Here is a 25,626-nt window from a genome sequence, read left to right as displayed (position 1 = left end):
CATGGCACGGTAAATGCTTTAAAAAGTAAAATGCGTTTAAGCCGGAGTGTGATGATGTCAAGTTCAGTATTATCAGAGGTAGAGGTTTCCCACTACAGAAAGAAATGGGCGCAACTCTTTTTGGGGTTGGTGTGCATGATTTCAATCTCCAGCCCGCAATATGTCTGGGCGCTTTTTACCCGACCTTTGATGGAAAAATTACACGCGCCACTGGCAGAAATTCAGATCACCTTTTCACTTTTAATCATCCTTCAGACGTTTTTCTCCCCGCTTCAGGGAAAATTAATTGACCGTTTTGGCCCGCGCGTGCTTATCACCATCGGGACGCTGATGGCCGGTATTAGCTGGATGCTCGTCTCACGGCTTGACTCGCTTTTTGAACTCTACCTTTATTATGGAGTAATTGGTGGTCTTGGCACGGGCATCGTTTATATCGGTGTGGTCGGATTAATGGTTCGCTGGTTCCCTGAAAAAAGAGGATTTGCAACGGGCATGGTGGCAGCAGGTTATGGAATGGGGGCCATTTTAACAACCTTTCCTGTCACCGCCTCGCTCGCTACAGCAGGACTGGAAAAGACGTTTTGGCAGTTTGGCATTATGATGGCATCCGTTGGATTTATTGCCAGCCAGGGGCTAAGGATGCCAAAAGATAGTATTGAATCGCGCGCAGGGCAGCGATCAGCTGACGCTCCCAAAAGTTTCAGCTCAAAAGAAATGCTACGGCAGCCCATATTCTGGCTGATGTTTATCATGATGACCATGATGTCTACATCAGGACTTATGGTTACGTCACAGATGGCTATATTTTCTGAAGACTTTGGCATCACTTCAATAACAATTTTGGGGATGGCGGCTTTACCCTTGGCCATGACCATAGACCGCTTGATGAATGGCCTTACACGACCCTTTTGTGGTTACATTTCCGATCGTATTGGTCGTGAAAAAATGATGTTTTTTGCTTTTGGTCTTGAAGGCATTGCTATGACGTTGTGGCTGTTATGTAAAAGTGATCCTGTGTTATTTGTTTTACTTTCCGGCGTAGTTTTCTTTGGCTGGGGAGAGATATTTTCTTTATTCCCGGCAACCTTAACGGACACCTTTGGCACTCGCTTCGCTACGGAGAATTACGGTTGGCTTTATATTTCTCAGGGTATTGGTTCTATATTCGGTGGTCCCGTAGCGGCATTGCTTTATCAGCATACGCATAACTGGAGCATAGTATTTGGCAGCGCCATTACTCTGGACATTGCCTGTGCTTTACTTGCCATATGGGTACTTAAGCCCTGGCGGGCGCGATTTTTAGCCAAAGCCTGATTTAAAGCCGGTGAGTTGCAGGTTCAGTATTTGTTATTGAATCTGCAATTTTAGGCCTCTAATTGAATTGTTTTTTATTTGAAACTGTCAGCATATTTAAATATTGATTCTGCCTGTGCCTCCTGCTCACTATCCATCATGGGTGAGCTAAATTTCTAACTTCATATAACAAGACTTATACAAACCCAGCGACATCCCTTCCTAAACCCGCTATCATGCGGATCCGGTCTGGATCCTGAGCGAAAGCGCTATTTGCCCTCCGTCTTTCTCTTGAAAACGATGTCCGGACATTAAAACAGGCAACCAATGTGCCTTAAAATGACAACGCTACGCAAAATCTGCAGCAGTTTACCCCTGCTTTTTTTTCAGAATTCACGTAGCGCGATCCCCAGCTGAATTGCGGACAAATTGAACAGATATGGATGGATTAATTACCTCACACGCCCTGCTCCCGCTTTCTCAGTCGGATGACGACCTTGCGCAACGCCTGCGCGAGTTCGTACAGGATAAAGATGCGTTTGCGCCCAATACCTGGCGACAGCTGATGAGCGTAATGCGCGTCTGTCACCGCTGGGCATTGGCCAACAATCGCGTGCTGCTTCCTATGTCGCCTGAAGATCTGCGCGACTACCTGAGCTATTTGCAGTCTATCGGGCGCGCGTCATCGACTATCGGCACGCATCAGTCGTTGATCACGATGTTACACCGTAACGCCGGGCTGGTGCCGCCATCGACCTCGCCGCTGGTCTCGCGTGCGGTAAAAAAGATCAATCGCGTGGCGGTGGTCTCCGGCGAGCGCACCGGCCAGGCGGTTCCTTTCCGGCTAAGCGATCTGCAAAAGGTGGAAGCTGCATGGGCAGAAAATGCGAGCCTGCGTCACCTGCGCGATCTCGCCTTTCTCCATGTGGCGTACAGTACGTTAATGCGTATCAGTGAAGTGGCGCGCTTTCGCGTTGGCGACGTAATTCGCGCCGAAGATGGCCGCATCATCCTGGAAGGTTCCTGGACCAAAACCATTCTGGACACCGGCAGCCTGGTGAAAGCGCTGGGGTCGAAGTCGTCAGCGGTGCTGACAAAGTGGATTATGGCATCGGGACTGATTAATGAACCCGATGCCTATCTCTTTGCGCCGGTGCACCGCTCAGGCAAAGTGATGATCGTGACCGACGAACCCATGAGCACGCCCGCGCTGAAGAGTATTTTCACCCGTGCGTGGGAGGCTGCCGGGCATACCACGACCATGAAGCCGAACAAAAATCGCTATCGCCGCTGGAGCGGCCACAGCGCGCGCGTGGGCGCCGCGCAGGATCTGGCGCGCAAAGGCTATTCTGTTCCGCAAATCATGCAGGAAGGGACCTGGAAAAAACCGGAAACCCTGATGCGCTATATCCGCTATGTGGAAGCGCACAAAGGCGCAATGGTTGATCTGATGGAAAACAGTGAAGAGTAAGCCGCTAAGTTATCCACAGAAAAAGTGGACAGCCTGTGTGAAACTCCGGGAAAAGATGCGCTGAACGGTACAGTAATGCAGGAAACAGGGCGATTTTAGCGCTGAATTAACACGCAAATACATCAGGTTATCCCCCTGTTGTTTAGCCATGCGTTAATGTCATGCCTGGAGGTGTGCAGCCAACAGCCTTTGACCGTTTTTTTCCATGATGGTTCAGCTAAATTCGCTTATTCGCACGCTTTATTAACGTCAGGTTTCCCTGTAGCGCAGCGCGTTAATCACTTCAGTCAGCGCAGGCATCATTTGACGGCGGCTGGCGTAGTAAAGATGGTATCCCGGAAAAAGCGGCCACCACGCCTGCAGAACCGGCACTAATTTTCCCCTTTCGATATAGTGCTGCGCCAGATCCAGCGGAACATAAGCGAGCCCCAGCCCATCCAGCGCCGCCTGCAGCATCAACCCGGTCGTGTTAAAAACGGTTTGTCCCTGCACCCGCACCGATAACGCTTTGCCCGCTTTTTCAAAATCCCAGGCGTAGATCCCGCCGCGTGTCGGCAGCCGCAGATTGATGCACTGATGCGTCGTCAGCTCAGCTGGCGTTTCCGGCACCGTTTTATCCTGCAGATAATCTGGCGAGGCGACTACCGCCATATAAAAGTCAGGACCGATCCTGACGGCGATCATATCCTTATCGACCACGTTGCCGACCCGCACCCCGGCATCAAACTGCTGCGCCACGATATCGGTCAGCGCATAGTCCACGCTTAATTCGATCTGCATCTCGGGATAGCGCTTCAGCAGCGGCCGCAGTCGCGGCCAGAGCACGGACTCGATGGCGTGATCGTGCGCGGTTATGCGCACGGTGCCCGCCGGTTTTTTACCCAGCGCGCGAAGCGAGGCAAGTTCGCTGTCGAGTTCGCGCAGCATCGGCAGCAGCATGTTATAGAGCCGCGCGCCAGCTTCGGTAAGGGAGACGCTGCGCGTGGTGCGCGTCAGCAGTCTGACGCCAAGGCGCGCCTCCAGCGCCGTAATCGCATGGCTCAATCCAGAGCGCGACATGCCGAGCTGCGCGGCCGCTCGGGTGAAGTTTTTCTCACGCGCCACATGAAGAAAGGCGCGCAGGTCGTTGAGATTTTCAGGGACCATTGTTGAATATTCTGCACATACGCATTCACATTTGACCATCTTATCAAACAATCTTACGGAGCCTACACTGAACTGACTATCCACCAGCGGGGCTGGCGCCTGACGTTGCTCCCTGTACTGAGAACTGGAGCCATATGAAGACCCTTGCCGCTGCTGCGATGTCCCTCGCACTGGCCTGTTCAGCTGCTTACTCAAAGGAGAAGACACCTGTGATTACCATCATGCAAAGTGGAGAAAAACCCTCGGTACCGGGATCGCCAGACTATTTCACCGGAACGGTGCGCATTGACTCGCCGTTTCAGGGAGGCGATCCGGCGCGCGTGGGCGGCGCGACCGTGACGTTTGAGCCTTCCGCCCGTACGGCGTGGCATACCCATCCCCTCGGCCAGACGCTTATTGTCATCTCAGGGCTCGGCTTTGTTCAGGAATGGGACGGTCCGGCGCGCGAGATCAGGCCTGGCGATATCGTCTGGATCCCGGCGGGCGTGAAGCACTGGCATGGCGCTGCGCCGCAGAACAGCATGTCGCATATCGCCATTGCCGAGGCGCAGGAAGGCATAGCGGTTGACTGGATGGAGCACGTCAGCGACGAGCAGTATGCGTCTCGTGATAAATCTTGACGGCATAACGATTCGGCGGCGCATGGGGAGCCTGCTGGCGCTCTGCGTCGCGCTGTTTTGCTCCAGCGGCGCTGCCGAAGAAGCTTCCCGTCCCACTTCGATAAGGAACAGAACCATGCTGACCCAGCAGCAACATCCTCTTACCGCGCCGCAGAAGCAGACGGCGGCGATTGCCGCCAGCGCTGCGACGGGCGACATACCCGCACTGAACGCTGCGCTGCACCAGGGGCTGGATGCCGGTCTCACCATCAGCGACTGTCGTGAGATCCTGGTCCAGCTTTACGCCTATGCCGGTTTTCCCCGTAGCCTGAATGCGCTGGCTGAGCTGATGAAAGTCGTTGAGGCGCGTCGTGAGCAGGGTAAAAACGATGCAGAGGGCAACCCGCCAGGGCCGCTGCCGAAGCCTGAAGAGATGCTGGCGGTCGGCACGCAGAACCAAACCACGCTCGCTGGCGGCCCGGTCAAAGGCGCGCTTTTCGATTTCGCGCCAGCCATCGATAGCTATCTGAAGGTTCATCTTTTCGGCGATATTTTCAGCCGCGACAACCTCGACTGGAAACGCCGGGAGCTGGCGACCGTAGGCGCGCTGGCAGCCATGACCGGCGTGGAGTCCCAGCTAAAAGCGCACCTGAATATCAGCCGGAACGTAGGGCTGACGGATGCGCAGCTGGCCGAACTGGTGCCGCTGTTTGAGAGCCGGGGCGAGCAAAACACGGCGCAACGGCTGCAGCGTGCGCTGGAGTCGGGCAGCGCACAATAACGGCATGCACCTGAACCCGCCGGTTAAACCCGCGGGTTCAGGCTGTAAACCAGCCGCCGGGATATTGCTCGCAGATGAATGCCACGAAGGCGCTGACTTTTGGGCTCTGCAGGCGGCGAGAGGTGTGCAGCACCCACAGCTCTGTCGTCTCGTTAGCCTCTCCCCATGCGATCAGCGCGCCTTTTTCCAGCAGATTACTGACAATCGACTGGGGCAGCATCGCCGCGCCGGCGCCCGCAGTTACGGCGTCACGCACGGCCAGCAGGGAAGAGAACTGCGCCACCGGCTGCGGGACCAGGCAGCGTCGCCCGTTATCCAGCGACCAGATTTCGCCTTCCCTGTGCGTGGGCATCACGACCGCAGCAACCGGGAGCGGGCGGCCGCCGTCGCTGAGCGGCATCTCAAACCCGGGAGCGGCGACCAGCATGAGCTTGTCTCTGGCAAAGCATCTGCCCACCAGCGCGCTGTCCGGTGGGGGATTAATGCGAATTGCCACGTCGAAATGCTCCTCAACCAGATTGCTGAGCCTGTCCTCTGCCACGGACTCAATCCGGACGTCGGGATAACGCGTGCGGAATCGGGCTGTGAGCTGGCCCAGCGCCACCTGTGAAAACAGCAGCGGTGCTGCAATACGCAGGCATCCTCTGGGACGGGTCGCGCCCTCCTGCGTCATAACGACAGCTTCGCTGATTTCGCGCATGGCCCCGGCCGTTCTGGCCAGCAGAAGTTTACCTGCCTCGGTAATTTCAAGCCGACGGTTACCGCGCTCAATAAGGCGGACGCCAAGCGTTTCTTCAAGATCGGCCAGCCGCCGCGACAGTGTTGCCTTTGAACGCCCGCTGGCGCGGCTGGCGGCGCCGAACCCGCCCGAGGCGGCGATAAGGTGAAAATCTGTTAAGGCGTTAAGATCCATACGCTGTCTCATTTATGGAACAAAGAGTCTCGAGAATAGCGTCTTCCGCCATTAAACAAAACACCCTAATCTCTGTTTACACCCACCTGACATCACGGAGTAAACATCATGACTATTCTTGTTACCGGCGCCACCGGCCGTGTCGGCCGCCATGTCGTCGCCCAGCTTATCAGCCGCGGCGCTGCTGTTCGCATACTGACGCGTAACCCTGACGCTGCCGGCTTTGGGCCAGGCGTCGAGGCGGTTAAAGGCGAGCTGCTCGATCTCGACGCCCTGCGCGCCGCCTTCTCGGGCGTTAGCACGCTTTTCCTGCTGAACGCCGTCACGGCCGATGAGTTTACGCAGGCCATCATTACCCTGAACGTCGCCCGCGAATGCGGCGTTGAACGGATCGTCTATCTTTCGGTGTTCGAGGCGGATAAAGCGGTGAACGTTCCCCACTTTGCCGTTAAGTACGGCGCGGAGCAGATGCTCGCGGCGATGAATTTTAGCGCCACCATCCTGCGGCCGACCTATTACATCGATAACGACGCGATGGTTAAAGAGGTCATCTTCAACCACGGCGTTTATCCGATGCCGATCGGAAACGTCGGGCTGGCGATGGTCGATGTGCGCGATATTGCCGAGGTGGCCGCTATCGAACTGATACGACGCGACCGGGCTCCCGGCAAACTGCCGGTCGAAACCATCAATATTGTCGGACCCGATACCCTTACCGGACCTCAGGCCGCTGCGGTATGGGCTGAGACGCTCGGGCGACCGGTTAACTACGGCGGCGACGATCCTGCCGCGTTTGAAGCGAACATGGCGGGATTTATGCCGAAATGGATGGCCTATGAAATGCGTCTGATGGCCGAGCGCTACGTTAGCGACGGCATGATCCCGCAGACTGGCGATCGCGAGCGGCTGGTGGCGCTGCTGGGCCGTCCGCTGTATTCGTACCGCGACTTTGCGGCGGCGCTGGCGGGCTGAAGATCACTCGCCGTCGGGTGGAGAGGGCTCGCCCGACGCGGCCTGCTCAGCGTCGTTAATCAGCCTGAGCAGGTGCGATACCGTTCTGGCCGTGCTGCTGCGTCGCCAGGCAAAGGCGATATCCGTATAAAGCGTGTTGTTCTCGATCTCGCAAAACACAATCTGCGGGTTATTGACGCAGCACATAGAGGCCGGCACCAGCGCGATGCCGCAGTTGGCGCCCACCATGCCGAGAGAGGAGGCGATCTGCGGCGCCTGCTGAAATCGCGCCGTGGAAAAGCCCGCGCGCAGACAGGTGCTGACGATAAGTTCATACAGGCTCGGGGAGACGTCGCGCGGGAAGATAATCAGCGTTTCGTCCGCCAGCTGCGACAGCGCCACGCTTCGCTGATGGCCAAGCGCGTGGCCAGCGGGCAAGGCGACGAGCATTCTCTCGGTGGCGATCACCTTCAGATTAAAGGCTTTGCTGCTTTCGCAGGGCAGGCGAATAAACGCCGCGTCGAGCAGTCCTTCCTGTAAATCCTGCATCAGCAGCGCCATGTTCTCCTCCCGCGTGGTCAGGGTGATGGCGGGATAGCGCGCCTTGAAACGCCGGATCAAATCGAATACCGGCTGACCAAACGCCACCGAACTGGCGAAGCCCAGCGACATCTGCCCGCTGATGCCTCGCGCCACGCCGCGCGCCTTCTCCAGCGCATTATCGGCCTGTTGCACAATCTGTATCGCATCAGGCAGAAACGCGCTGCCCGCCTCGGTCAGCTCGACCCCACGCGTTAAGCGCTTCAGCAACGGCGTGCCAATCTCATGTTCCAGACGCTGGATTTGCTGACTTAGCGGCGGCTGAGAAATGCCCAGCATTTCCGCTGCGCGGGTAAAGTGCAGCGTCTCGGCCACAGCAACGAAATAACGTAGATGCCGAAGTTCCATATCAAAAACGTCTCAAAGTTAACAGGTTTCGCTATTGGATTCTGCGAGCCAACTGGCCCAACATGATATTAACACGGCTTAACTATGGGTTTGTGAGGCACCATATGTGTAATATTGTATCTGATTGTTCATGTGAGGATCAGTTCAAGGAAACCCTTGGCAAACTTGCGGAAAAATCACCAGAAAAAGTTATCTATCAGACCTCGCTGATGAGCGCGCTTCTTAACGGGGTTTACGACGGATCGACCACGGTTGCGGATCTGCTGCGCAAAGGCGATTTTGGTCTGGGCACTTTTAATCAGCTCGACGGCGAGCTGATCGCTTTTGACAGCGAGGTGTATCAGCTCCGCTCCGACGGCAGCGCCCGTCCTGCCAGGCCCGATCAGAAAACGCCTTTTGCGGTGATGACATTTTTCAAACCTGAATACCAGCACCGCTTCGCTGAAACCGCCACGCGTGACGATGTGCACCGCGTTATCGACAGCAAAATCACCTCAGATAACCAGTTCTGCGCGCTGCGCATCAGTGGCCGCTTTCATGCCGTACAGACGCGCACCGTGCCCTGCCAGTGTCGCCCCTATCGCACCATGCCTGAAGTGCTCGGCAATCAGCCCACCTTCGACTTTCGCGAGGCGGAGGGCGAACTGATTGGCTTCCGCACGCCGCAGTATATGCAGGGCATCAACGTCGCAGGCTACCACGAACACTTTATTACCGGCGATCGCCAGGGCGGCGGCCACATCCTCGATTATGTGCTGGAAGGAGGAGAGCTGACGTTCGGCGCCATCAGCCAGCTGGTGATCGATCTGCCGCAGGACCGCGATTTTCTGCAGGCGGATCTGAACCCGCAGGATCTGGATGAAGCCATTCGGGCTGTCGAAAGCTAACAACTGAGGTGATGATGAAAACGCTAAAAACCAACGTGCTCTGGAACAGCGGCGCCGATCTCGTGGTGGCGCAGCTTGAAGCGCAGGGCGTCAACCATGTGTTCGGCATTCCCGGCGCCAAAATCGACAAGGTATTCGATTCGCTGGTGGATTCCCCTATTCAGCTAATCCCGGTGAGGCATGAGGCGAACGCCGCCTTTATGGCGGCCGCGGTCGGCAGGCTGACCGGCAGCGCCGGCGTGGCGCTGGTCACCTCGGGGCCGGGCTGCTCGAACCTCGTGACCGGCATGGCCACCGCCACCAGCGAAGGCGATCCGGTGGTGGCGATTGGCGGCGCGGTGAAGCGTTCCGACAGCGCCAAGCAGGTTCATCAGAGCATGGATACCGTGTCGATGTTTCGTCCGGTGACGAAATTCGCCGTAGAGGTTACCGACGCCTCTGCGCTGGCCGAATGCGTGTCCAACGCTTTTCGCCATGCTGAGAACGGCCGCGGCGGCGGCGCCTTTATCAGCCTGCCGCAGGATATCGTCGACCAGCCGGTGTCAGGCACGCCGCTGCAGCACAAGGGACGCGTCACGCTGGGCGCCGCGCCCGATTCGCTGGTCGAGGCGGTCAGCCGCGAAATCGCCCGGGCCAAAAATCCGGTGATCCTGCTGGGCCTGATGGCGAGCCAGCCAGAGAACAGCGAGGCGATCCACGAGCTGCTGAGCAAAAGCCGCATTCCCGTCACCAGCACCTATCAGGCGGCCGGCGCGGTGCGTCAGGAGCACTTTTCGCGCTTTGCCGGACGTATCGGCCTGTTTAACAACCAGGCGGGCGATCGTCTGCTGCAGCAGGCCGATTTGATCATCACCATCGGCTACAGCCCGGTTGAGTATGAGCCCGCGATGTGGAACAGCGGAAAAGCGATGCTGGTGCATATCGATGTGCTGCCGGCGGAGGCTGACAATCTCTACCTGCCTGACGCCGAGCTGGTGGGTGATATCGCCCAGACCGTGCGTAAAATCGCCGCGCGCATCGCCTCGCCGCTGCAGCTCAGCGAGGCGGCCGCCGCCGTGCTGGAGGATCGCCGCCAGCAACGGCAGCTGCTGGCGATGCAGGGCGCCAGCCTGGATCAGTTCGCGCTGCATCCGCTGCGCATCGTGCGCGCCATGCAGGACATCATCAACAACGACGTCAGCCTGACCGTCGACATGGGCAGCTTTCATATCTGGATCGCCCGTTATCTTTACAGCTTCCGCGCGCGTCAAATCATGATTTCCAACGGGCAGCAGACGATGGGCGTCGCGCTGCCGTGGGCTATCGGCGCCTGGCTGGTGGATCCGTCGCGCAAAGTGGTGTCGGTCTCAGGCGACGGCGGATTTTTGCAGTCGAGCATGGAGCTGGAAACCGCCGTCAGGCTGAAGGCCAACATTCTGCACATTATCTGGGTCGATAACGCCTACAACATGGTCGCCATCCAGGAGGAGAAAAAGTACCAGCGCCTCTCCGGCGTCAACTTCGGCCCGGTCGACTTTAAAGCCTATGCCGAAGCCTTCGGCGCGGCCGGGTTTGCGGTAAACAGCGCGGCAGAGCTGGAGCCGACGCTGCGCAAAGCGATGGATGTGAACGGGCCGGCTGTGGTTGCCCTTCCCGTCGACTACAGCGACAACCCGCTGCTGATGGGACAGCTTCATCTCAGCCAGCTGCTCTGATCTAACCTTAAAAGGATAGCGTTATGAAAAATAAAGTGGCTTTTGTTACCGGCGCCGGTCAGGGCATCGGCGCGGCGATCGCATTACGCCTGGCGAAAGACGGCTTTGCCGTGGCGGTCGCCGATTATAATGCCGACACCGCGCAGCAGGTTGCGGAGACGATTACCCGCGCCGGCGGCAAGGCGGTTGCGCTGCAGGTCGACGTCGCCCGGCGCGATCGCGTCTTTGCGGCGGTCGAGGAGGCGAGACGCGCGCTGGGCGGCTTCGACGTCATTGTGAACAATGCCGGCGTCGCGCCCTCTACGCCGATCGCCGATATCACCGAAGAGGTGATCGATAAGGTGTATAACGTCAACGTGAAGGGCGTTATCTGGGGCATGCAGGCGGCGATCCAGGCGTTCGCCGCGGAAAGCCACGGCGGGAAAATTATCAACGCCTGTTCTCAGGCGGGCCACGTCGGCAACCCAGAGCTGGCCGTGTATAGCTCCAGCAAGTTCGCGGTGCGCGGGCTGACGCAAACGGCGGCTAAAGATTTGGCTGCTGCGGGCATTACGGTCAACGCGTTCTGTCCCGGCATTGTAAAAACGCCGATGTGGGAAGCGATCGACAAGCAGATATCGGAGGCGGCGGGAGAGCCGGCGGGATACGGCACGCGGGAATTTGCTAAACGCATTACGCTGGGGAGACTGTCCGAGCCGGAAGATGTCGCCGCCTGCGTCTCTTTCCTGGCGGGTCCCGACTCCGACTATATGACCGGGCAGTCCTTATTAATCGACGGCGGTATGGTGTTTAACTAACGTCCGCGTCGCCTGCCTTCTTTACGTTCTGAACGAGAGCAAATCGCTTTGCTCTCGTTCAGAACTTACCAGCAGGGTTATTTAGGCAGCGCGTAGACCACGACCTGGTCGCCGACCTGATCTTTCAGTATGGTGTTGCCGCCGGCGACAAAGGCGACATACTGGCGTCCTTTGTATTCATACACCGAGGGGTTTGCCACGGCTGGCGCTTCAACCTGATCGGACCAAAGCTCCTCTCCGCTCGCCAGCGAGTAAGCGCGGACTTTCGCGTCCATCGAGGCGCCGATAAAGATGACGCCGCCTGCGGTGACCGCCGGGCCGCCGATAGTGGGCGAGCCCCAGCTTTCCGGCATAAAGAACCCGTACTGCTGAGACGCGCCAACCGGACGTCGCCATTTCACGTCGCCGGTGTGCATATCCAGCGCCACGATCTCGCCAAACGGCGGCTGCCAGCACGGCATGCCGAGCCAGTTATTCGCCACGTTCAGGCGCATCCCGTAAGGCGCGCCCTCCTGCGGCGCGAATCCGCTCTCATTACCGGAGTCTTTATCCGCCTTATTATACTCTTCACGGCTGTAGAGCTTGACGTACTGCACGATGTGCGAGGTGTTCACCACCGCAATCTGATTCTGCGGATCGAAGGCGACACCGCCCCACTGCACGCCGCCGGCGCTGTCAGGATAGGTTAATGCCCCCTCGCCTTTGGTGGTTGGCGGCGTATACATGCCTTCATAGGTCAGCTTATCCCAGAGACGCGAGCACTGCCCGGCGCCGACGATATCGGCCAGCTTCCAGATTTCCGGTTTTTTAGACTGATCGAGCAAAGGCGCCGGTTTGGTCGGGAACGGCTGAGTAGGCGAAAGTTTCTCGCCCTGAACGGAGCCGTCGCCCTGCGGGACCGGACGCTCCTCGATCGGCCAGACATCTTCGCCGGTCAGGCGGTTCACGACGAACAGGAAGCCCTGTTTAGTGGCCTGGATAAGCGCCGGGATCGGTTTGCCGTTGACCGTGATGTCCATCAGCGTCGGCGCGGAGTTGATGTCGTAATCCCAGACGTCATGATGCACCCACTGGCGCGACCAGACGACTTTGCCGGTGTTCACATCAAGCGCGGTGGTTGAGGTGCCGAGCGGAATGGCGTCGACGCGATTGCCGCCCCAGTAGTTAGGCGAAGGCGAAGAGACCGGCAGATAGACTAGCCCGTTAGCCTCGTCGGCGGACATATGGGTCCAGACGTTGGCGGTGCCGGTGCGCTTTCTGATGTCGGCGGGAATGGCGTCAAAGGTCCACTCGCGCTGACCGGTTTCGGCATTGATGGAGAAGACGGTGCCCGGAGGCGCTTCGGCATAGGCCCAGTCTTTACCCGCCCAGCCGACGATCAGATGGTTGCCGACCACGGTGGGCGGCTGCAGCAGCGACAGCGGAAATTTCGCATTCAGGGTGTTCCACTGCTCGACGTTCAGCACGCCCTTATCGGCAAATTTTTCGCATGGTTTGCCGGAGTCTGCATCCAGCGCATAGAGTTTGCCGTCAACGGTGCCCATATAAACGATCTTCTGGCAGGCCTGCCCGGCAACCGGGTTTTTCGCCTGCCAGTAAGAGACGCCGCGGTTCTTCAGGACCGGCTGAGTCAGCGCTTCGCGCGGCGCTTTCGTATCGTAATGCCACTTTTCTTTCCCGGTGCCGGGATCGAGCGCAATCAGCCGGTAAAAAGGCGTGCCGATGTAAATCGTATCGTTGGCGAACACCGGCGTGGCCGACCAGACGGTGGCAGGCGTTTTACCTTTGCCGTCGGAGACGTCGCCGGTATGAAATTCCCATACTTTTTCCAGCTTGCTGACGTTATCGGCCGTGATCTGCTTGAGAGGGCTGTACTTCTGGGCGTTAAGCTGGCCGTGGAAGCTGTCCCAGGTCGCTTTTTCCGGCACCAGCGGCGACGCCGTATTAGCGGCGGACGCGACCTTTTTGCCATCCTGTTCGGAAGAGGCTTCTTTAGTTGTGTTCGTGGTGCCGGGCGACTGCTGATCGGCGGCATCCACATTAAGCTTCTCCTGCGTTCCCTGAGAAGCTTCGGCGGCCTTATCCTCGGCCTGTAATGTGAGTGGCGTCATCAGCAGCGCGAGCGCCGTCATGCTGACTTTCATCAGCTGCTTTTGTTTATCGCTATGCACGGGCAATTCCTCAGGCTCTGGCAGGTGTGGTGTGACGGGCGGGACGGCGGCCGAGAAGGATCAGACCAGCCAGACCAAGTACCATGGCGGCGGTAATGATCCCCTGATGGAGCAGTAAGGCGGCAAAGCCGATACCCACCAGCACAATCAGCGTCACGATGCCCCAGAAAATGCGTGCGCCGCGCCCTGACGCGGCGCGCAAAATCAGCGTCAGCAAAGCCAGAACTACGCTGGCGATCGCCACGCCGAGCGCGCCGATGGTGCCGGTGACGCCAGTCAGAGGCGTCAGCCAGGCGTAGAGCGCCAGCGCGAAGCCGATCGCGGCCGCCAGCAGGAGCAGCAGCGTGCCGGCGCGTGAAGGTTGAGAATGCAACATGGCAGCAAATCCCCTGTAAGAATAAAATGATAAAAATCATGCGTCTCGTTATGCCTGAATACGCCGCCGCGCGAACGGCAAACCTGAGCGCGACTGAACATTCCAGCAAACGCGGTGAAGTATAGGCGAGAATGACTTATTCGTTTTTTGAAAGGCGACTCATGCACCTGCGCGCGCTCAGAATGCATGCGGCTAACCATTATGACCTGAGCATAATTAATGTATTATGCGTTACTGACCTTTGCCGCATGCGCTGATATCCCCCTTAACTATGCGAAAAACTCAATCAGGCGCTTCCGGCGTCGCCCTGTTAAAAACCTCTCTCGGCAAAAGCATGGCCGTGTTTTTGTTGCTCACCAGCCTCTTTGTTATCGCCATTAACGCCTGGTCGTTATGGAACTCATGGCAGCAGACGGTGGGCGAAAAAAACGACGACGCCCGCAACCTGTCGGTTTCGCTGGCGAAGCAGGCGGAAGATGCGTTTCTGCAGGTAGATATCACCCTGGCGGATGCGGTCCGGCAGCTCCGGCAGCGGGGCAATGAGTACGCCGCAACGCCGGCTTTCCTGCACCAGCTAAAAGAGCAGCAGGCTAAGCTACCGCAGCTGCACGGGCTCTTCATTTACGACACCGAGGGGCACTGGATCGCCTCCTCCGGCAATTTTGTTCCGACGAACGCCAGTAATGCCGATCGCGCCTATTTCATCTGGCATCGGACCCATAACGATACGAATTTGCTTATCAGTCGGGTCATCCGCAGCCGCTCAACCGGCGATTTGGTGATCCCGGTTTCCGTTCGCCTGAACGACAGCCAGGGCCATTTTGCCGGCGTCGCGCTGGCCACCGTGCGGGTTGACTATTTCCGTCAGTATTACAGCTATTTCGCCCTGGGCAATAAAGACACCCTGGGGCTGATCCTGGCGGATTCCTCTGTCTTATATATTCGCCCGTTCCCTGACGCCTTTATCGGCCGGACGCTGGCGTCCAGCCCGTTGTTTAAAACGGAGCTTAAGGCCGCCTCAAGCGGCAACGCCACCTGGCGCTCTACGCTGGACGGCGTGGTGCGCGTGTTTGGCTACACCCGGCTGGAGCGCTATCCGTTGATCGTCACGGCGGGCTACGACCGCGACAGCATTCGTCGGGAATGGCTGGCGGGAAACCTGGTTAACCTGCTGCTTAACCTGGCTCTGCTCTGCGCTATTACCGGCATGGGCATCATGCTGCTGCGCCAGGTGGGCGCCAACGTCAGAAATCAGATTGAATTAACCTACGTGCGCGATGAGCTGACCAACATCAATCACACGCTGCAGTCGCTGGCGCTGGTCGACGGCTTAACCGGCCTGGCCAACCGAAGGCAGTTTGATGCGCTGCTTGAGCAGGGGTTACTTAAATCGCTGAAAACCGGCGACCCGATCGCGCTGGTGATGATCGACATCGACTGCTTTAAACGCTTTAACGATACGTACGGACATGTGGCCGGCGACGAGTGTCTGCAGGATGTCGCCCACGCGCTGAAAGAGAGCGTTCATTTTCACGGCGATGTGGTCGCGCGCTACGGCGGCGAAGAGTTCGCGATTATTATGCCGAACACCGACGAGTCCGAGGCGAAGATAGTGGCAGAGCGCGCCGTCAGGAGCGTGATGGAGATGGGCATCGCGCATGAGAGTACGGAAGTCTCGCTCGGTATCGTGACCATCAGCGCCGGCTACAGTTCGCTGGTCTCTGAAGGCAAACCGGCAGAGGCTGAACAGCTGAAAAAAGAGGCCGACCGCGCGCTTTACAGAGCCAAGCGCAACGGCCGGAATCAGGCGAGCGGCCAGGTCTGACCGCCCGACCGCGCCCCCCGTTTCTCCAGGGGGCGCGGGTTAAAGCATGCCGTAGATCAGCGCCGACACGGTGAGCAGGCCGCCGACGATGACGATAAGCGACATGCCGCCTCGCAGCGTCTGCAGCTCGTTTCGGGTGTACACCAGCCAGGCGGGGATCACGAACAGGAAGATCGCGATCAGCGGCCCGCAGACGGTTTCAATCAGCGCAATCACGTCCGGGTTCCAGTAGGCCACCGCAAGCGACACCGCAAACATCAGCGCAAAGGCCACCGCTTTGGCTCGCTTGCGCCCGGATTGATCTTTCAGCCCGGCGGCGTCGCCGATCAGCGTAGCGAAGGTTTCGGCGACCGGCAGGCAAACCCCCAGAAACGATTTGGTCATCGCCACCATCGCAATAAAGGGCGCAACGATAAACAGCAGACCTGCGCCACCGTTCCCTTCCATCACCGCGAGCACGTTCAGGTTCTGCGTCCTGGCTGCGATAAACACCTCGCGCGGCATGCTCAGCACACAGCTCAGCACAAAAAAGATGATGCTGAAAAAGATGGCGCAGTAAGCCAGACGGACCACGCGTACGGCTTTCTGCTCGCCGCCCTTCCCCTTTTCCTGGTACCAGGAGGAGAGCGGCGACATCATCGGCGCGGAACAGAATGAGAAGGTGATAAGCGGAAGCGCCAGCCAGAGCGCCTTCAGCGACTCGCCAGCAGGTGCGGCCGTGGTCTCGCGCAGCGCCTGAATCAGGTTGGAGAGATGCCACGACGGGATCTGCATCATGGCAATCAACAGCAGAGAGAGGGCAAAGGGGATCGCCAGCGTGCTCATGGTGGTGACCACGCGGTCGCGGCCTTTGCTTAACACCAGATAGAGTAACGACACCGCGATAAAAGCCAGCACGGCGCGGTTCAGCGCGGCGACATGCAGGTGGGCGGTAACATAGTTGTCTAACGCATTGACCAGCGAGACGACGTACACCAGCGTGACGGGAAAATGGGCAACGCAGAAAAAGATCTTAATGCCCTGACGCCCTTTTGGGCCGAAGAATTTACCGAAGAGCGGAAGAGCGGCGTTTTCCGCCTGATGGTCGCGCATGAAGATGCGGCAGATCAGCACGTGCGGTATCAGCGACAGCGGCAGGCCCAGCAGCAGCATCATAAAAAACACCAGCGGCCCGCGCGTTCCCACCTCCACCGGCAAAAATAGCGTGCCGGCGCCCACCGTGGTGCCATATACCCCCATCATCCAGATGGTATCTTTCAGCGACCAGGATGGTCTGTTTGCTACTGCGTTTTCCGTACTTGCTTGAATAGTCATTTTTACACTTTGAATTACTGGTTGTTCAGATGCCGGCGCAACAGGATTGATCACTCTTTGTCTGGCCAGACTGAACAGAGCGAAGGAGACCGGACATCCGCGCCAGACCAGACACATAACAAGGCGGCAGATTGTCTGGTAAAAAAGCGAGCAGGCCAAATGATTTCGGTGAAAAAAACCTGGGCGTTTACGTCTGGATAACTATTTTTAACCGTTATAGCGTGGTTCGGTTCCCCGCCCTGTCCTGCTCAAAAATTTTATGTTTCACCAGACGGTCGCGCAGCCAGCGTTGCGCTTTGCCGGCGGGCGCCTGTTTAGACCAGAGCAGATCAATGCCGACGATCCAGTCGGTATGGGGGTACTCCTGCTGCCGTAGCTCGATCAAGGTCCCTGCGCGCAATTCGCGATCGACGAACTCGCGAGGAAGCGACGCCCATCCGAGACCGGCCAGCGCCGCCTCCAGCATCGCGCTGTAGCTTTCCACCCGCCAGAGCATGGGACTGCCTAAGTATTCGGTGGTGGCGATCCTTGTCTCCTGGGAACCAAAGGTGATGTGCCGCCAGCTGTGCAAATCGGCAAAGGAGACGGGGATGCGCTGCGCCAGCGGATGCGCGGCGCTGACGACATGCACCATGACCACTTTCCCCAGCTGCCTAAACTGAATTTTCTCGCTCTCAACGGGGTGAGAGAGCGCGATGCCCAGATCGACTTCGCCATTTTTCACCATCGCCTCCACATCGCCGCGAAAAGGCTCTTTGATATGGATATCGACCTCAGGAAAGGTCATAGAGAATTCATATAGCACGGGCGCAATCGTGACATAGGGAAGCTCGATGGCGAGGCTGACATGGCTCTCAATCTGCTGGTTGAATGCCGTTACGCGCTGATCGAAAGCCTGACATCGTTCCAGAATGGTTTTGACATACTCGCGCAGCACTTCGCCTTCCGGCGTTAGCCGCACCTGTCGCGGCGTGCGTTCAAACAAGCAGAGGTCGAGCTCAAGCTCCAGGTTGCTCATCGCCATGTTCACAGAGGACTGGGATTTTTTCAGCTGACGCGCGGCCGAGGAGAAAGATCCCGATTTGGCTACCTGCTCAAACACCATAAGTTGTTCCAATGAATATTTCAAAACGCCCCCCGGCTTTCAATTTTCCTGAAAACAGCTCGCTTACTTGTATCACTTTTTTACTTATAGAGTGGGCTTCCTGCGCTTTATCAGTGCGACGAGAGGTGTTTATGGAAACGGTAATAGCTGAAAAAAAACCTGAAGGCTCGCTCAGCGCCAGGCGCATCGCTTCGCTGGGCTTACAGCATGTTCTGGTGATGTACGCGGGGACGGTGACGGTGCCGCTGATCCTCGCGTCGGTGATGGGCCTGACCGGGGCGGAGACGGTGACGCTGGTGAACGCCTGCCTGCTGACCTCCGGACTCGCCACGCTGCTGCAGTCGGTGGGCGTCGGGCGTTTTGGCGGACGGATGCCGTTAATCCAGGGCTGCTCCTTTATCGTTCTGGCGCCGATGGCGAGGATTGGTCAGCAGTATGGCATCACCACGGTATTCGGCTTCGCGATTGCCTGCGGCCTGTTCACCGTGGTGGTCGCGCCGCTTTTTAGCCGTTTGATCCGCTTTTTTCCGCCGGTAGTGACGGGATGCGTGATTACCATTATCGGCATCTCTCTGATGCCCGCTGCGGCAATCTGGATCGGCGGCGGCAACCCCGATGCGCCCGACTTTGCCAGCCCGTCCAGCCTGCTGCTGGGTCTGGCCACCCTGGCGATCACGCTGTTTTTTTACTGCAAAACGCAAGGCATCATCCGCAACTTCAGCATCCTGGCAGGCATGCTGGCGGGGACCCTTATCGCCTGGTTCGCAGGCCTGACCGATTTCTCCGCGGTGGGTCACGCTGCATGGCTCGGCATCAGCATGCCCTTCTCTTTTGGCCTGCCGGCGTTTTCCCCCGTGCCTGTTTTGGTCTCCTGCCTGGCGATGATCATCGTGATGACAGAGACAACCGGCAACGTCCTGCTGATAGACAAGCTAATGGGACGCCCGACGACCCCGCAGCGTCTTGCCGATACGATCCGCGCCGACGGTCTCTCCACTATGGTCGGCGGCTGTCTCAATAGTTTTCCTTACAACGCTTTTTCGCAAAATGCCGGGCTGATTATGCTGACGCGTATCACCAGCCGGTCGGTGCTGGCTGCTGCCGGGTTGATACTGGTGTTACTCGGCCTGTTTCCTAAGCTGGGCGCGTTGGTATCGGCGATCCCGCGTCCGGTGCTGGGCGGCGTTGGCGTGTTGATGTTCGGCATGACGCTGGCCGCCGGCATTCAGCAGCTGAAAGAGGTCAGTTTTAAAAATGACAACAATATGCTCATTGTTGCCGTCTCGATAAGCGTTGGCGTCATTCCCATGGCGTTTCCGGCGTTATTTACATCGCTGCCCTCATCGTTAAGGCTAATTTTCGACAGCGGTATTTTTATGGGCGGTTTTACTGCCGTAGTGCTGAACAGCTTACTGAATACTAAAAAAGAGGATGAAAATGCATAACGCCGCCGATATTAAATTTTTGCGGCTGTCTAACGAAGTTGCAAGGCGCGCTATCGCCCTGGGCAATCACCCGTTCGGCGCGGTGCTGGTGGCGCCTGATAATGAGACTGTCCTGTTGACGCAGTGTAATATCGATACCGTTAATCATGCCGAGTCAACCCTCGCTCGAATAGCCGCGAGTAATTTTACCCCTGACTATCTTTGGGACTGTACGCTCTATACCGCCGTCGAGCCGTGCTGCATGTGCGCCGGCACAATCTACTGGGCGAATATCGGCCGGGTGGTGTATGGCATGAGCGAAGCGCGCATGCTGGCGTGCACCGGCAACCATCATGAAAATCCCACCATGAGTCTGCCAGCCTCGTCGGTATTTGCGCACGGGCAGAAAGATATTGTGCTGATCGGGCCGGTTCAGGAGGTTGAAGAGGAAACGCTGTCGTTGCAGCAGGCATTCTGGCAGGCGAGAGGGTAAATGAAAACATCGTGAAGGCATTGCAGCTTATACGAACAGCTTTAAATATTTCAGTGACGTTCTCAACGACAATGATGGTCAGAATAGCAGTAATATTTCGTCACGGCTACGGGTGAGTAGACAGCAAAAGCAGCTCGGTATTGATGGTGGTTAGTGCCCTGCCGTTGGCCTGTAGCATTTCCAGCAGGCCGCGAATATAGTGACTGCGCAGGCTGTCCCTGGCGCAGCTGTGCTGAGAGGTAAAGCCGGGCATGCCCGCAATGATGTTCAGAAATGACTTCATCGTCTGCAAGCTGGCGCAGACGACAGACCAATCAGGTAGGACTGTGCCGGGTTCAGTGAGGAGCTGCTGTTAATAGCAACCAGAGCGAACACGTCTAGAGTTTCTGTAGAGTAAAGCGACAATTTGCACGGAATGACGCTGCTGTTGACAGAGTCAGTCATGTTGGCCCTGAGTCTGATGGGGTGAGCCGCCTGGCTACAGGCTGAAATCTGACCGGACTATCTCCTGCCTGATTGGTTCTGGTAAAACTACTTATTCAAACATACATTTTAGTAAGTAGAAAAGAAAATTTTAGATGTTTTAGAACAAAATCATACACGGGTTTTCCAGAGCAACTTTTTAAAGATATAATGTAAAATACAAGCTTAGTTATGTGAGATAAAAAATGATTGCTGATGAACAATTTGACGAAGCGAACGCTAATGTTGTAGTACCCATAGACAAAGAACTGAAAGTCGAAATGGAGAAACTTGATGATTCTCCATCTGCACATCCTTGGGATCCTGAAAAAATAAGAATTACAACAAAGCATTTTTCTCTACGTGAAGTAGTGGACCAAATAAACGATAAGGATATTGATCTCTCACCCGACTTCCAACGTGATTACGTCTGGAGCACTCAACAAAAGATTAGATTGATTGAATCAGTATTATTAGGCATTCCTTTGCCAGCTTTCTATTTCAATCAGGAATCTGACGGATCATTTCAGATAGTCGATGGAGTGCAAAGATTAAGTACTATATCTTCTTTCATGAATAATTTATATTCATTGCAATCCCAACATTTAGAGTATCTTAAGCATTTAGATGGAATTAATTTTGAAAATCTTCCTTCTCTAGAATTGAGGCGTTTCAGGGCTACTCAAATTGTAGTTCATGTAATAGAACCATCAACACCCAATGGTATTAAATACGATATATTTAGCAGGGTAAATACTTTAGGTAGCCCGCTCAAGCCGCAAGAAATAAGACATGCTATGAGCACCTCACGTGCAAGAGAATATTTGAAATTACTTTCAGAGAATGAATTTTTTGATAATGCTACCGGCTGGAATTTTTGGAGTTCAGTTGATGGTATAAAAGTACGCGATAGCGGACGTATGACTAATCAGGAGCTGGTCTTACGGTATTGCGCATTCAAAATGACTTCTATTGATGAGTATAAAAATTATGCAAGCTTAGACCGTTTTTTGATTGATTTCACACGTCGGCTTGATGGAAAAAAATCTGAGGAGTCAGATCTAGCCCCTATTAGTGACGATGAGTTAGGTTTACTTTATCAAAACTTCATATCGTCAATGAAAAGTGCATATGATATTCTTGGCGATAACGCATTTCGAAGAATAGAGGAAGGTAAAAAACGAGGACCTATAAATAGAGCTATTTTTGAATCTCAAAGTATCGCTTTGTCTTTATTTTCTTATAACAAACTTCTAGATAAGAAAGAGGAAGTAAAACAATCCTTACTTGAGCTATTCAAAGATGAAAACTATCTGAAGTCTGTAACTGTGAGCACCGGATCACCTAGCGCGGTAATAGCAAGATTAACCAAACCAATAAATGAGTTAAAGAGTATACTTAATGATTAAAACAGTGAAGATTGAAGGTTTCAAGCGATTCATTTGTGAAACCTTTCCACTAAAAAATCTAACAATTTTAGCTGGAGTAAATGGTGCAGGTAAATCATCATTTATTCAAGCAATTTTGTTATCTCATGAAGCTTCTAAAGGTCACAATACAGTACCATTAGACACCGCTTATGGCGTTGATCTTGGGACAGTACAAGATATAATGAACTGGCGTAACGGAAAGGAAGAGATTGATATCTCCCTTGAATTTAATAATGGAGTGCATGGTGAGTTCAAATTTACATCTTCAAATTTATTTTCTTTATATTTGGATGTGAAGTATTTTTACTCTGGAGAGCATTTTATTACAGGAAATAGATCATTTATATATTTGTCAGCGGAACGATTTGGCCCAAAAACAGAATATAAATTCACGTCAAAGCATCATCAAGAACTAGAGCTTGGAATTAGAGGGGAATATTGTGCACAGCTTATAGATAGCATTGGTTTAATGCCTATTAATTATGCCTCCAGAACTCATCCTGACACCCCAGAAAATGAAGCTGTTTTTTTGAATTACCAATTGGAAAAATGGCTTTCTGAAATTTTTAGACCTATTAAAGTACGCTCAGAAAAATATGGCTCTAATACATCTTCCTCACTACAATTCAAAGTTGAAAATGGGGAGTGGGTTAAAGCTTCAAATATGGGGTTTGGGGTAACATATGTTTTACCAATAATTCTTGCAGGTTTAGTGATTAAAGAGAATGGTCTGCTTATAATTGAAAATCCAGAGGCTCATTTGCATCCTGCTGGCCAATCAAAAATTGGAGAGTATATTGGTTGGTTATCTGCGAAAGGGGTTCAGGTTTTAGTGGAGACTCACTCAGATCATGTCCTTAATGGTATAAGAAAATCTATAGCAGCTAAAAATAACATTTCACATAAAGATGCAAATGTTTTATTTTTTGATAATAACGCAAAAGAACCATCAATTACTGAGTTACATTTTACTGAATATGGCGGTTTATCTGGATGGCCAAACTCTTTCTTCGATCAATACCAAATAGATACAGCTACTCTCGGTAAATTTAGACGGAGCAGAATATAAAATGTCATTCGTTATTGATTCATCTGACTGGGATTTTATAAATCTCTCATGTCCGGAAATTGCTAATATTTTATAAAACTTCCTAGATAGACTATATATCGCTAAGGAACGTGGAGAAGATTTCTTTTTCGGAAATGAATTTCAGAGCAAAAAAGTATGTAGGGGAATGGATCTTTGGACATTCCTTTGTTCTCCAGAATCAGCTGAAATCGACAAGGGAATCAAAGATGAATTAGCGTCATATATAAATCGTGGATGTTTTTATGAGGATGTGGAAAATTTATGGCCCCCTACCTTTCTAAAAAGTGATGTCAGTGATAGTTCTGGTACAATTGTCGGACTTGATTATGCTTATGCTTATGCTTATCATAACTTGATTAACAATACCCCTTTCGCCTGTATATCACTCAGGGATAAATCAAAGCTTCCGGTTTCGTCAACATATGGGCAATTAGAAATTTACTTTGTTAATTCTGAAAAAAGCAATTTAACATTCTGGAGAGAGTGTGCATTATCGACAGTAAGGGATGCCAAGGAAAACTTACATATTCTTTCAAGCCATCTGTATCCTGATTTATATTTCTTCAAAGGTGTCTGGGACGGAATAGACTCGTTTGAGGGCGGCTATTCTTCTGTTTATCAAAAACTGAAAAAATATTTAGAAATATTCAACGATTATGGTAATTGGATTTATTCCGCTCCACCTCCTGCGATACATATTAGCGATACAATTAATTCAACAATAGGTCAGAAGCCAACCAATGAACTAATTGAAGAACGATTCCAAGCCTTAGGATTATGTGTAGCGCCTGAAAAACCAGATGTTAGAAAAAATGAAAAATGTCGAAAAGAAAGAGAGATTGTTATTAACAAAACCACGCATTATTGTGAATGGCATGGTAAGTTTGAGCCACATCAAAACAGAATTCATGTACATGGCCCAACATCACATTCTGCAGGGAAATTTATTATTGCTATTTTTTGTAAGCATCTATCATTGCCCAAGCATAAATAAATGTACCGAGCCGGCTGGCCGCGGGACGTGTAGTAAGACGCCGGTCAATCACGTCCTGAAGGATCCCGAGTCGGTTCACATCGTTCATCGAAAAAAACTCCATTCCGTGTCTCATCCTTTGAAAGCAATGATCGCTGGAGTGAGGCTATAGCACGGACATGTATATGGTCAGATGCGGACATCACAATTTAGCTACCATATTATCAGTTCGCATACCGCAGTTTATGTTAAATAAATTTACTATCCTTATCTACTATATCGTCCGAACCCCACCGTCGTACCTAACATTATATGATGATTGGCTACTATTGCATGAAGCTGAGTGAGCCAGTTCCCTCCCTGACGACAGTAAAATATCGGGCCCATCCTGTTATCTTGCGGCGAAAGTTTTACTTTTAAAGCAGTACATTTGTTAATGACGTCAGCTTGTTCGCACGTTACCCATATATGTTATCTCCATAACCAAGAATAAGCTGCTTCAGCCTGGCTGCATATTTTGGTAACCGGCAGAAGCAGACAATCCACATTAGTTGCGCTACAAGTCTGTTCGATTAGCTGGTATATTCGCCTTCAGTTGCTTCTGTATTAAATTTTTCAAGGCAGGCTTCCATTTCAGCCGTTGCTCCCGGAGCCATAGGTGATGTCAGCAGCAGCCATGGAAAATACCATGCCTCTACGTTTCCGGCAGCAATCAGCGGAAGCATACGCAGCCCGAATACCGGGATAAACAGAACTGCCATCACCAGTAATGCAAGAGTGGTCAGCGGGAGATTTATGAACCTAAAAAAGTTCCAGTCCCGGCGGTAACGCTTTTTATCGAATATTATCTGCCCCTGTCGCTCGGTAAGGTATGTCCGCCAGGGTTTTAGATAGCGAGGCCTTAGGCAGCACAAGGCGGTCATCCGGGTCGCAGCCTGTTGCAACCGGGGCTCCCTTATGCCGGTCTGTCCGTAGTTGCATCTTTGATTGAGTTCAGACAGTACAAGTTCCCGGTTTACGTCAGATAGATAATCCCGGCTCAGCATCTTCTCAAGCCGGCGGGTTCTGCTAAAAAGCCCCGCAAGCATATTCAACGGTTCGGTTCTTATTAGCCAGTCATGTAGGATCTTCAGTGCCATGAGAACTACTACCAGCATTAGTCCCTGCGGCCCATGCAACCAAATCCATTCAAGAAAACTACTGTTATTAAACACTGACTCCTCCTGTGTTTCCCTAACCAATTTTGTCTGTATGGCGATGACTGTGAGATCCATTGCCAGCTTAGGAAAGTAGGCGTGTACTCCGTAATGATCCTGTACCCACACCTTGCTACCGTAAGCATTTTAAAGGTAAATACAGGCTCGTGTCCTGAATGCGGTTTATTGAACTATCGGGAAAAGACATTAAATCTGAGGCTAATTTTCAGCCAGCCGCGGTTAATCCCGCCGTTGGTTTCACTCACAGGCTTTTTTTAACCGGCTCG

At 54.0% G+C, this 25,626-nt stretch carries 23 protein-coding genes; 14 read left to right on the top strand and 9 right to left on the bottom strand.

Translation table 11 applies throughout. The annotated features are described in order from the left end of the window. Positions 1 to 30: 30 nt before the first annotated feature. Entirely contained in the window at positions 31 to 1,314 is a 1,284-nt protein-coding gene (gene oxlT, locus LB453_RS22510) for an oxalate/formate MFS antiporter (protein ID WP_103797219.1), read from the top strand. Between the two features lie 418 nt (positions 1,315 to 1,732). Then, positions 1,733 to 2,764 (top strand): tyrosine-type recombinase/integrase, encoded by a 1,032-nt coding sequence (locus LB453_RS22505; protein ID WP_103797218.1) that lies wholly within the window; start codon positions 1,733 to 1,735, stop codon positions 2,762 to 2,764. Positions 2,765 to 3,013: 249 nt separating this feature from the next. Here LB453_RS22505 and LB453_RS22500 read toward each other — a convergent pair whose 3' ends face one another. Beyond that, positions 3,014 to 3,910: a LysR family transcriptional regulator gene (locus LB453_RS22500; RefSeq protein ID WP_103797217.1), complete on the bottom strand. Its 897-nt coding sequence runs from the start codon at positions 3,908 to 3,910 to the stop codon at positions 3,014 to 3,016. A 134-nt stretch (positions 3,911 to 4,044) separates the two neighbouring features. Here LB453_RS22500 and LB453_RS22495 point away from each other — a divergent pair, with 134 nt between their 5' ends. After that, positions 4,045 to 4,530 (top strand): cupin domain-containing protein, encoded by a 486-nt coding sequence (locus tag LB453_RS22495; RefSeq protein WP_103797216.1) that lies wholly within the window; start codon positions 4,045 to 4,047, stop codon positions 4,528 to 4,530. Further along, positions 4,508 to 5,290 (top strand): carboxymuconolactone decarboxylase family protein, encoded by a 783-nt coding sequence (locus LB453_RS22490; protein WP_224481800.1) that lies wholly within the window; start codon positions 4,508 to 4,510, stop codon positions 5,288 to 5,290. The genes LB453_RS22495 and LB453_RS22490 overlap by 23 nt, the downstream gene beginning before the upstream one ends. Positions 5,291 to 5,327: 37 nt before the next feature. Here the strand turns inward: LB453_RS22490 and LB453_RS22485 are convergent, their stop codons facing one another. Further along, on the bottom strand, positions 5,328 to 6,203 hold the full coding sequence (locus LB453_RS22485; protein WP_033755664.1) for a LysR family transcriptional regulator: 876 nt from the start codon (positions 6,201 to 6,203) through the stop codon (positions 5,328 to 5,330). A 108-nt stretch (positions 6,204 to 6,311) separates the two neighbouring features. Here LB453_RS22485 and LB453_RS22480 point away from each other — a divergent pair, with 108 nt between their 5' ends. Continuing rightward, on the top strand, positions 6,312 to 7,175 hold the full coding sequence (locus LB453_RS22480) for an SDR family oxidoreductase (RefSeq protein WP_103797214.1): 864 nt from the start codon (positions 6,312 to 6,314) through the stop codon (positions 7,173 to 7,175). A 3-nt stretch (positions 7,176 to 7,178) separates the two neighbouring features. Here the strand turns inward: LB453_RS22480 and LB453_RS22475 are convergent, their stop codons facing one another. Then, complete coding sequence (locus LB453_RS22475; protein ID WP_033755669.1) at positions 7,179 to 8,102, bottom strand: LysR family transcriptional regulator; 924 nt, start codon at positions 8,100 to 8,102, stop codon at positions 7,179 to 7,181. Between the two features lie 104 nt (positions 8,103 to 8,206). On the opposite strand from LB453_RS22475, the gene budA reads away from it, so the two are divergent. Genes budA through LB453_RS22460 form a run of 3 tightly spaced genes read left to right on the top strand, consistent with a single transcriptional unit; the run spans position 8,207 to position 11,480 of the window. Further along, a complete protein-coding gene (budA, locus tag LB453_RS22470) occupies positions 8,207 to 8,989 on the top strand; it encodes an acetolactate decarboxylase (RefSeq protein WP_103797213.1) in 783 nt (260 codons plus the stop codon). Positions 8,990 to 9,003: 14 nt separating this feature from the next. Next, positions 9,004 to 10,683 carry an acetolactate synthase AlsS gene (alsS, locus tag LB453_RS22465; RefSeq protein WP_033755671.1) on the top strand — a complete coding sequence of 560 codons (1,680 nt, stop codon included), beginning with the start codon at positions 9,004 to 9,006 and terminating at the stop codon, positions 10,681 to 10,683. Positions 10,684 to 10,706: 23 nt separating this feature from the next. Further along, positions 10,707 to 11,480: a (S)-acetoin forming diacetyl reductase gene (locus LB453_RS22460; RefSeq protein WP_033792418.1), complete on the top strand. Its 774-nt coding sequence runs from the start codon at positions 10,707 to 10,709 to the stop codon at positions 11,478 to 11,480. Positions 11,481 to 11,557: 77 nt separating this feature from the next. Here the strand turns inward: LB453_RS22460 and LB453_RS22455 are convergent, their stop codons facing one another. Further along, positions 11,558 to 13,612, bottom strand: coding sequence for a pyrroloquinoline quinone-dependent dehydrogenase (locus LB453_RS22455; protein WP_369799195.1), 2,055 nt, complete (start codon positions 13,610 to 13,612; stop codon positions 11,558 to 11,560). Positions 13,613 to 13,661: 49 nt separating this feature from the next. Beyond that, positions 13,662 to 14,027, bottom strand: coding sequence for a hypothetical protein (locus tag LB453_RS22450; protein ID WP_033755676.1), 366 nt, complete (start codon positions 14,025 to 14,027; stop codon positions 13,662 to 13,664). A gap of 271 nt (positions 14,028 to 14,298) precedes the next feature. Between LB453_RS22450 and LB453_RS22445 the strand changes: the two genes are divergently transcribed. Beyond that, entirely contained in the window at positions 14,299 to 15,852 is a 1,554-nt protein-coding gene (locus LB453_RS22445) for a sensor domain-containing diguanylate cyclase (RefSeq protein WP_224481799.1), read from the top strand. Between the two features lie 39 nt (positions 15,853 to 15,891). Here the strand turns inward: LB453_RS22445 and LB453_RS22440 are convergent, their stop codons facing one another. Both LB453_RS22440 and LB453_RS22435 read right to left on the bottom strand, forming a co-directional pair. Beyond that, complete coding sequence (locus LB453_RS22440; protein WP_179944779.1) at positions 15,892 to 17,166, bottom strand: amino acid permease; 1,275 nt, start codon at positions 17,164 to 17,166, stop codon at positions 15,892 to 15,894. A 214-nt stretch (positions 17,167 to 17,380) separates the two neighbouring features. Continuing rightward, complete coding sequence (locus LB453_RS22435; RefSeq protein WP_103797212.1) at positions 17,381 to 18,295, bottom strand: LysR family transcriptional regulator; 915 nt, start codon at positions 18,293 to 18,295, stop codon at positions 17,381 to 17,383. Between the two features lie 107 nt (positions 18,296 to 18,402). Between LB453_RS22435 and LB453_RS22430 the strand changes: the two genes are divergently transcribed. Further along, entirely contained in the window at positions 18,403 to 19,716 is a 1,314-nt protein-coding gene (locus tag LB453_RS22430; RefSeq protein ID WP_103797211.1) for a nucleobase:cation symporter-2 family protein, read from the top strand. Next, positions 19,709 to 20,188: a nucleoside deaminase gene (locus LB453_RS22425; RefSeq protein ID WP_103797210.1), complete on the top strand. Its 480-nt coding sequence runs from the start codon at positions 19,709 to 19,711 to the stop codon at positions 20,186 to 20,188. Before LB453_RS22430 ends, LB453_RS22425 begins: the two co-directional genes overlap by 8 nt. A 106-nt stretch (positions 20,189 to 20,294) precedes the next feature. Here the strand turns inward: LB453_RS22425 and LB453_RS22420 are convergent, their stop codons facing one another. Further along, positions 20,295 to 20,471, bottom strand: a complete 177-nt coding sequence (locus LB453_RS22420) for a hypothetical protein (RefSeq protein ID WP_158253405.1) — start codon at positions 20,469 to 20,471, stop codon at positions 20,295 to 20,297. A gap of 385 nt (positions 20,472 to 20,856) precedes the next feature. On the opposite strand from LB453_RS22420, the gene LB453_RS22415 reads away from it, so the two are divergent. The 3 genes from LB453_RS22415 (at position 20,857) to LB453_RS22405 (ending at position 24,164) form a co-directional block, all read left to right on the top strand. Then, positions 20,857 to 22,059, top strand: coding sequence for a DUF262 domain-containing protein (locus LB453_RS22415; RefSeq protein WP_103797209.1), 1,203 nt, complete (start codon positions 20,857 to 20,859; stop codon positions 22,057 to 22,059). Next, complete coding sequence (locus tag LB453_RS22410) at positions 22,052 to 23,149, top strand: DUF3696 domain-containing protein (RefSeq protein ID WP_103797208.1); 1,098 nt, start codon at positions 22,052 to 22,054, stop codon at positions 23,147 to 23,149. Before LB453_RS22415 ends, LB453_RS22410 begins: the two co-directional genes overlap by 8 nt. Before the next feature lie 166 nt (positions 23,150 to 23,315). Further along, the gene (locus LB453_RS22405; protein ID WP_146053863.1) at positions 23,316 to 24,164 is read left to right on the top strand and encodes a hypothetical protein; all 849 of its coding nucleotides are present in this window, start codon (positions 23,316 to 23,318) and stop codon (positions 24,162 to 24,164) included. Positions 24,165 to 24,715: 551 nt separating this feature from the next. Here LB453_RS22405 and LB453_RS22400 read toward each other — a convergent pair. Continuing rightward, the gene (locus LB453_RS22400) at positions 24,716 to 25,357 is read right to left on the bottom strand and encodes a hypothetical protein (RefSeq protein WP_146053862.1); all 642 of its coding nucleotides are present in this window, start codon (positions 25,355 to 25,357) and stop codon (positions 24,716 to 24,718) included. Positions 25,358 to 25,626: the final 269 nt, after the last annotated feature.

It is taken from the genome of Pantoea agglomerans (genome assembly GCF_020149765.1).
GTDB classification, from domain to species: domain Bacteria; phylum Pseudomonadota; class Gammaproteobacteria; order Enterobacterales; family Enterobacteriaceae; genus Pantoea; species Pantoea alvi.
This window is presented reverse-complemented; position numbering and strand designations above follow the sequence as displayed.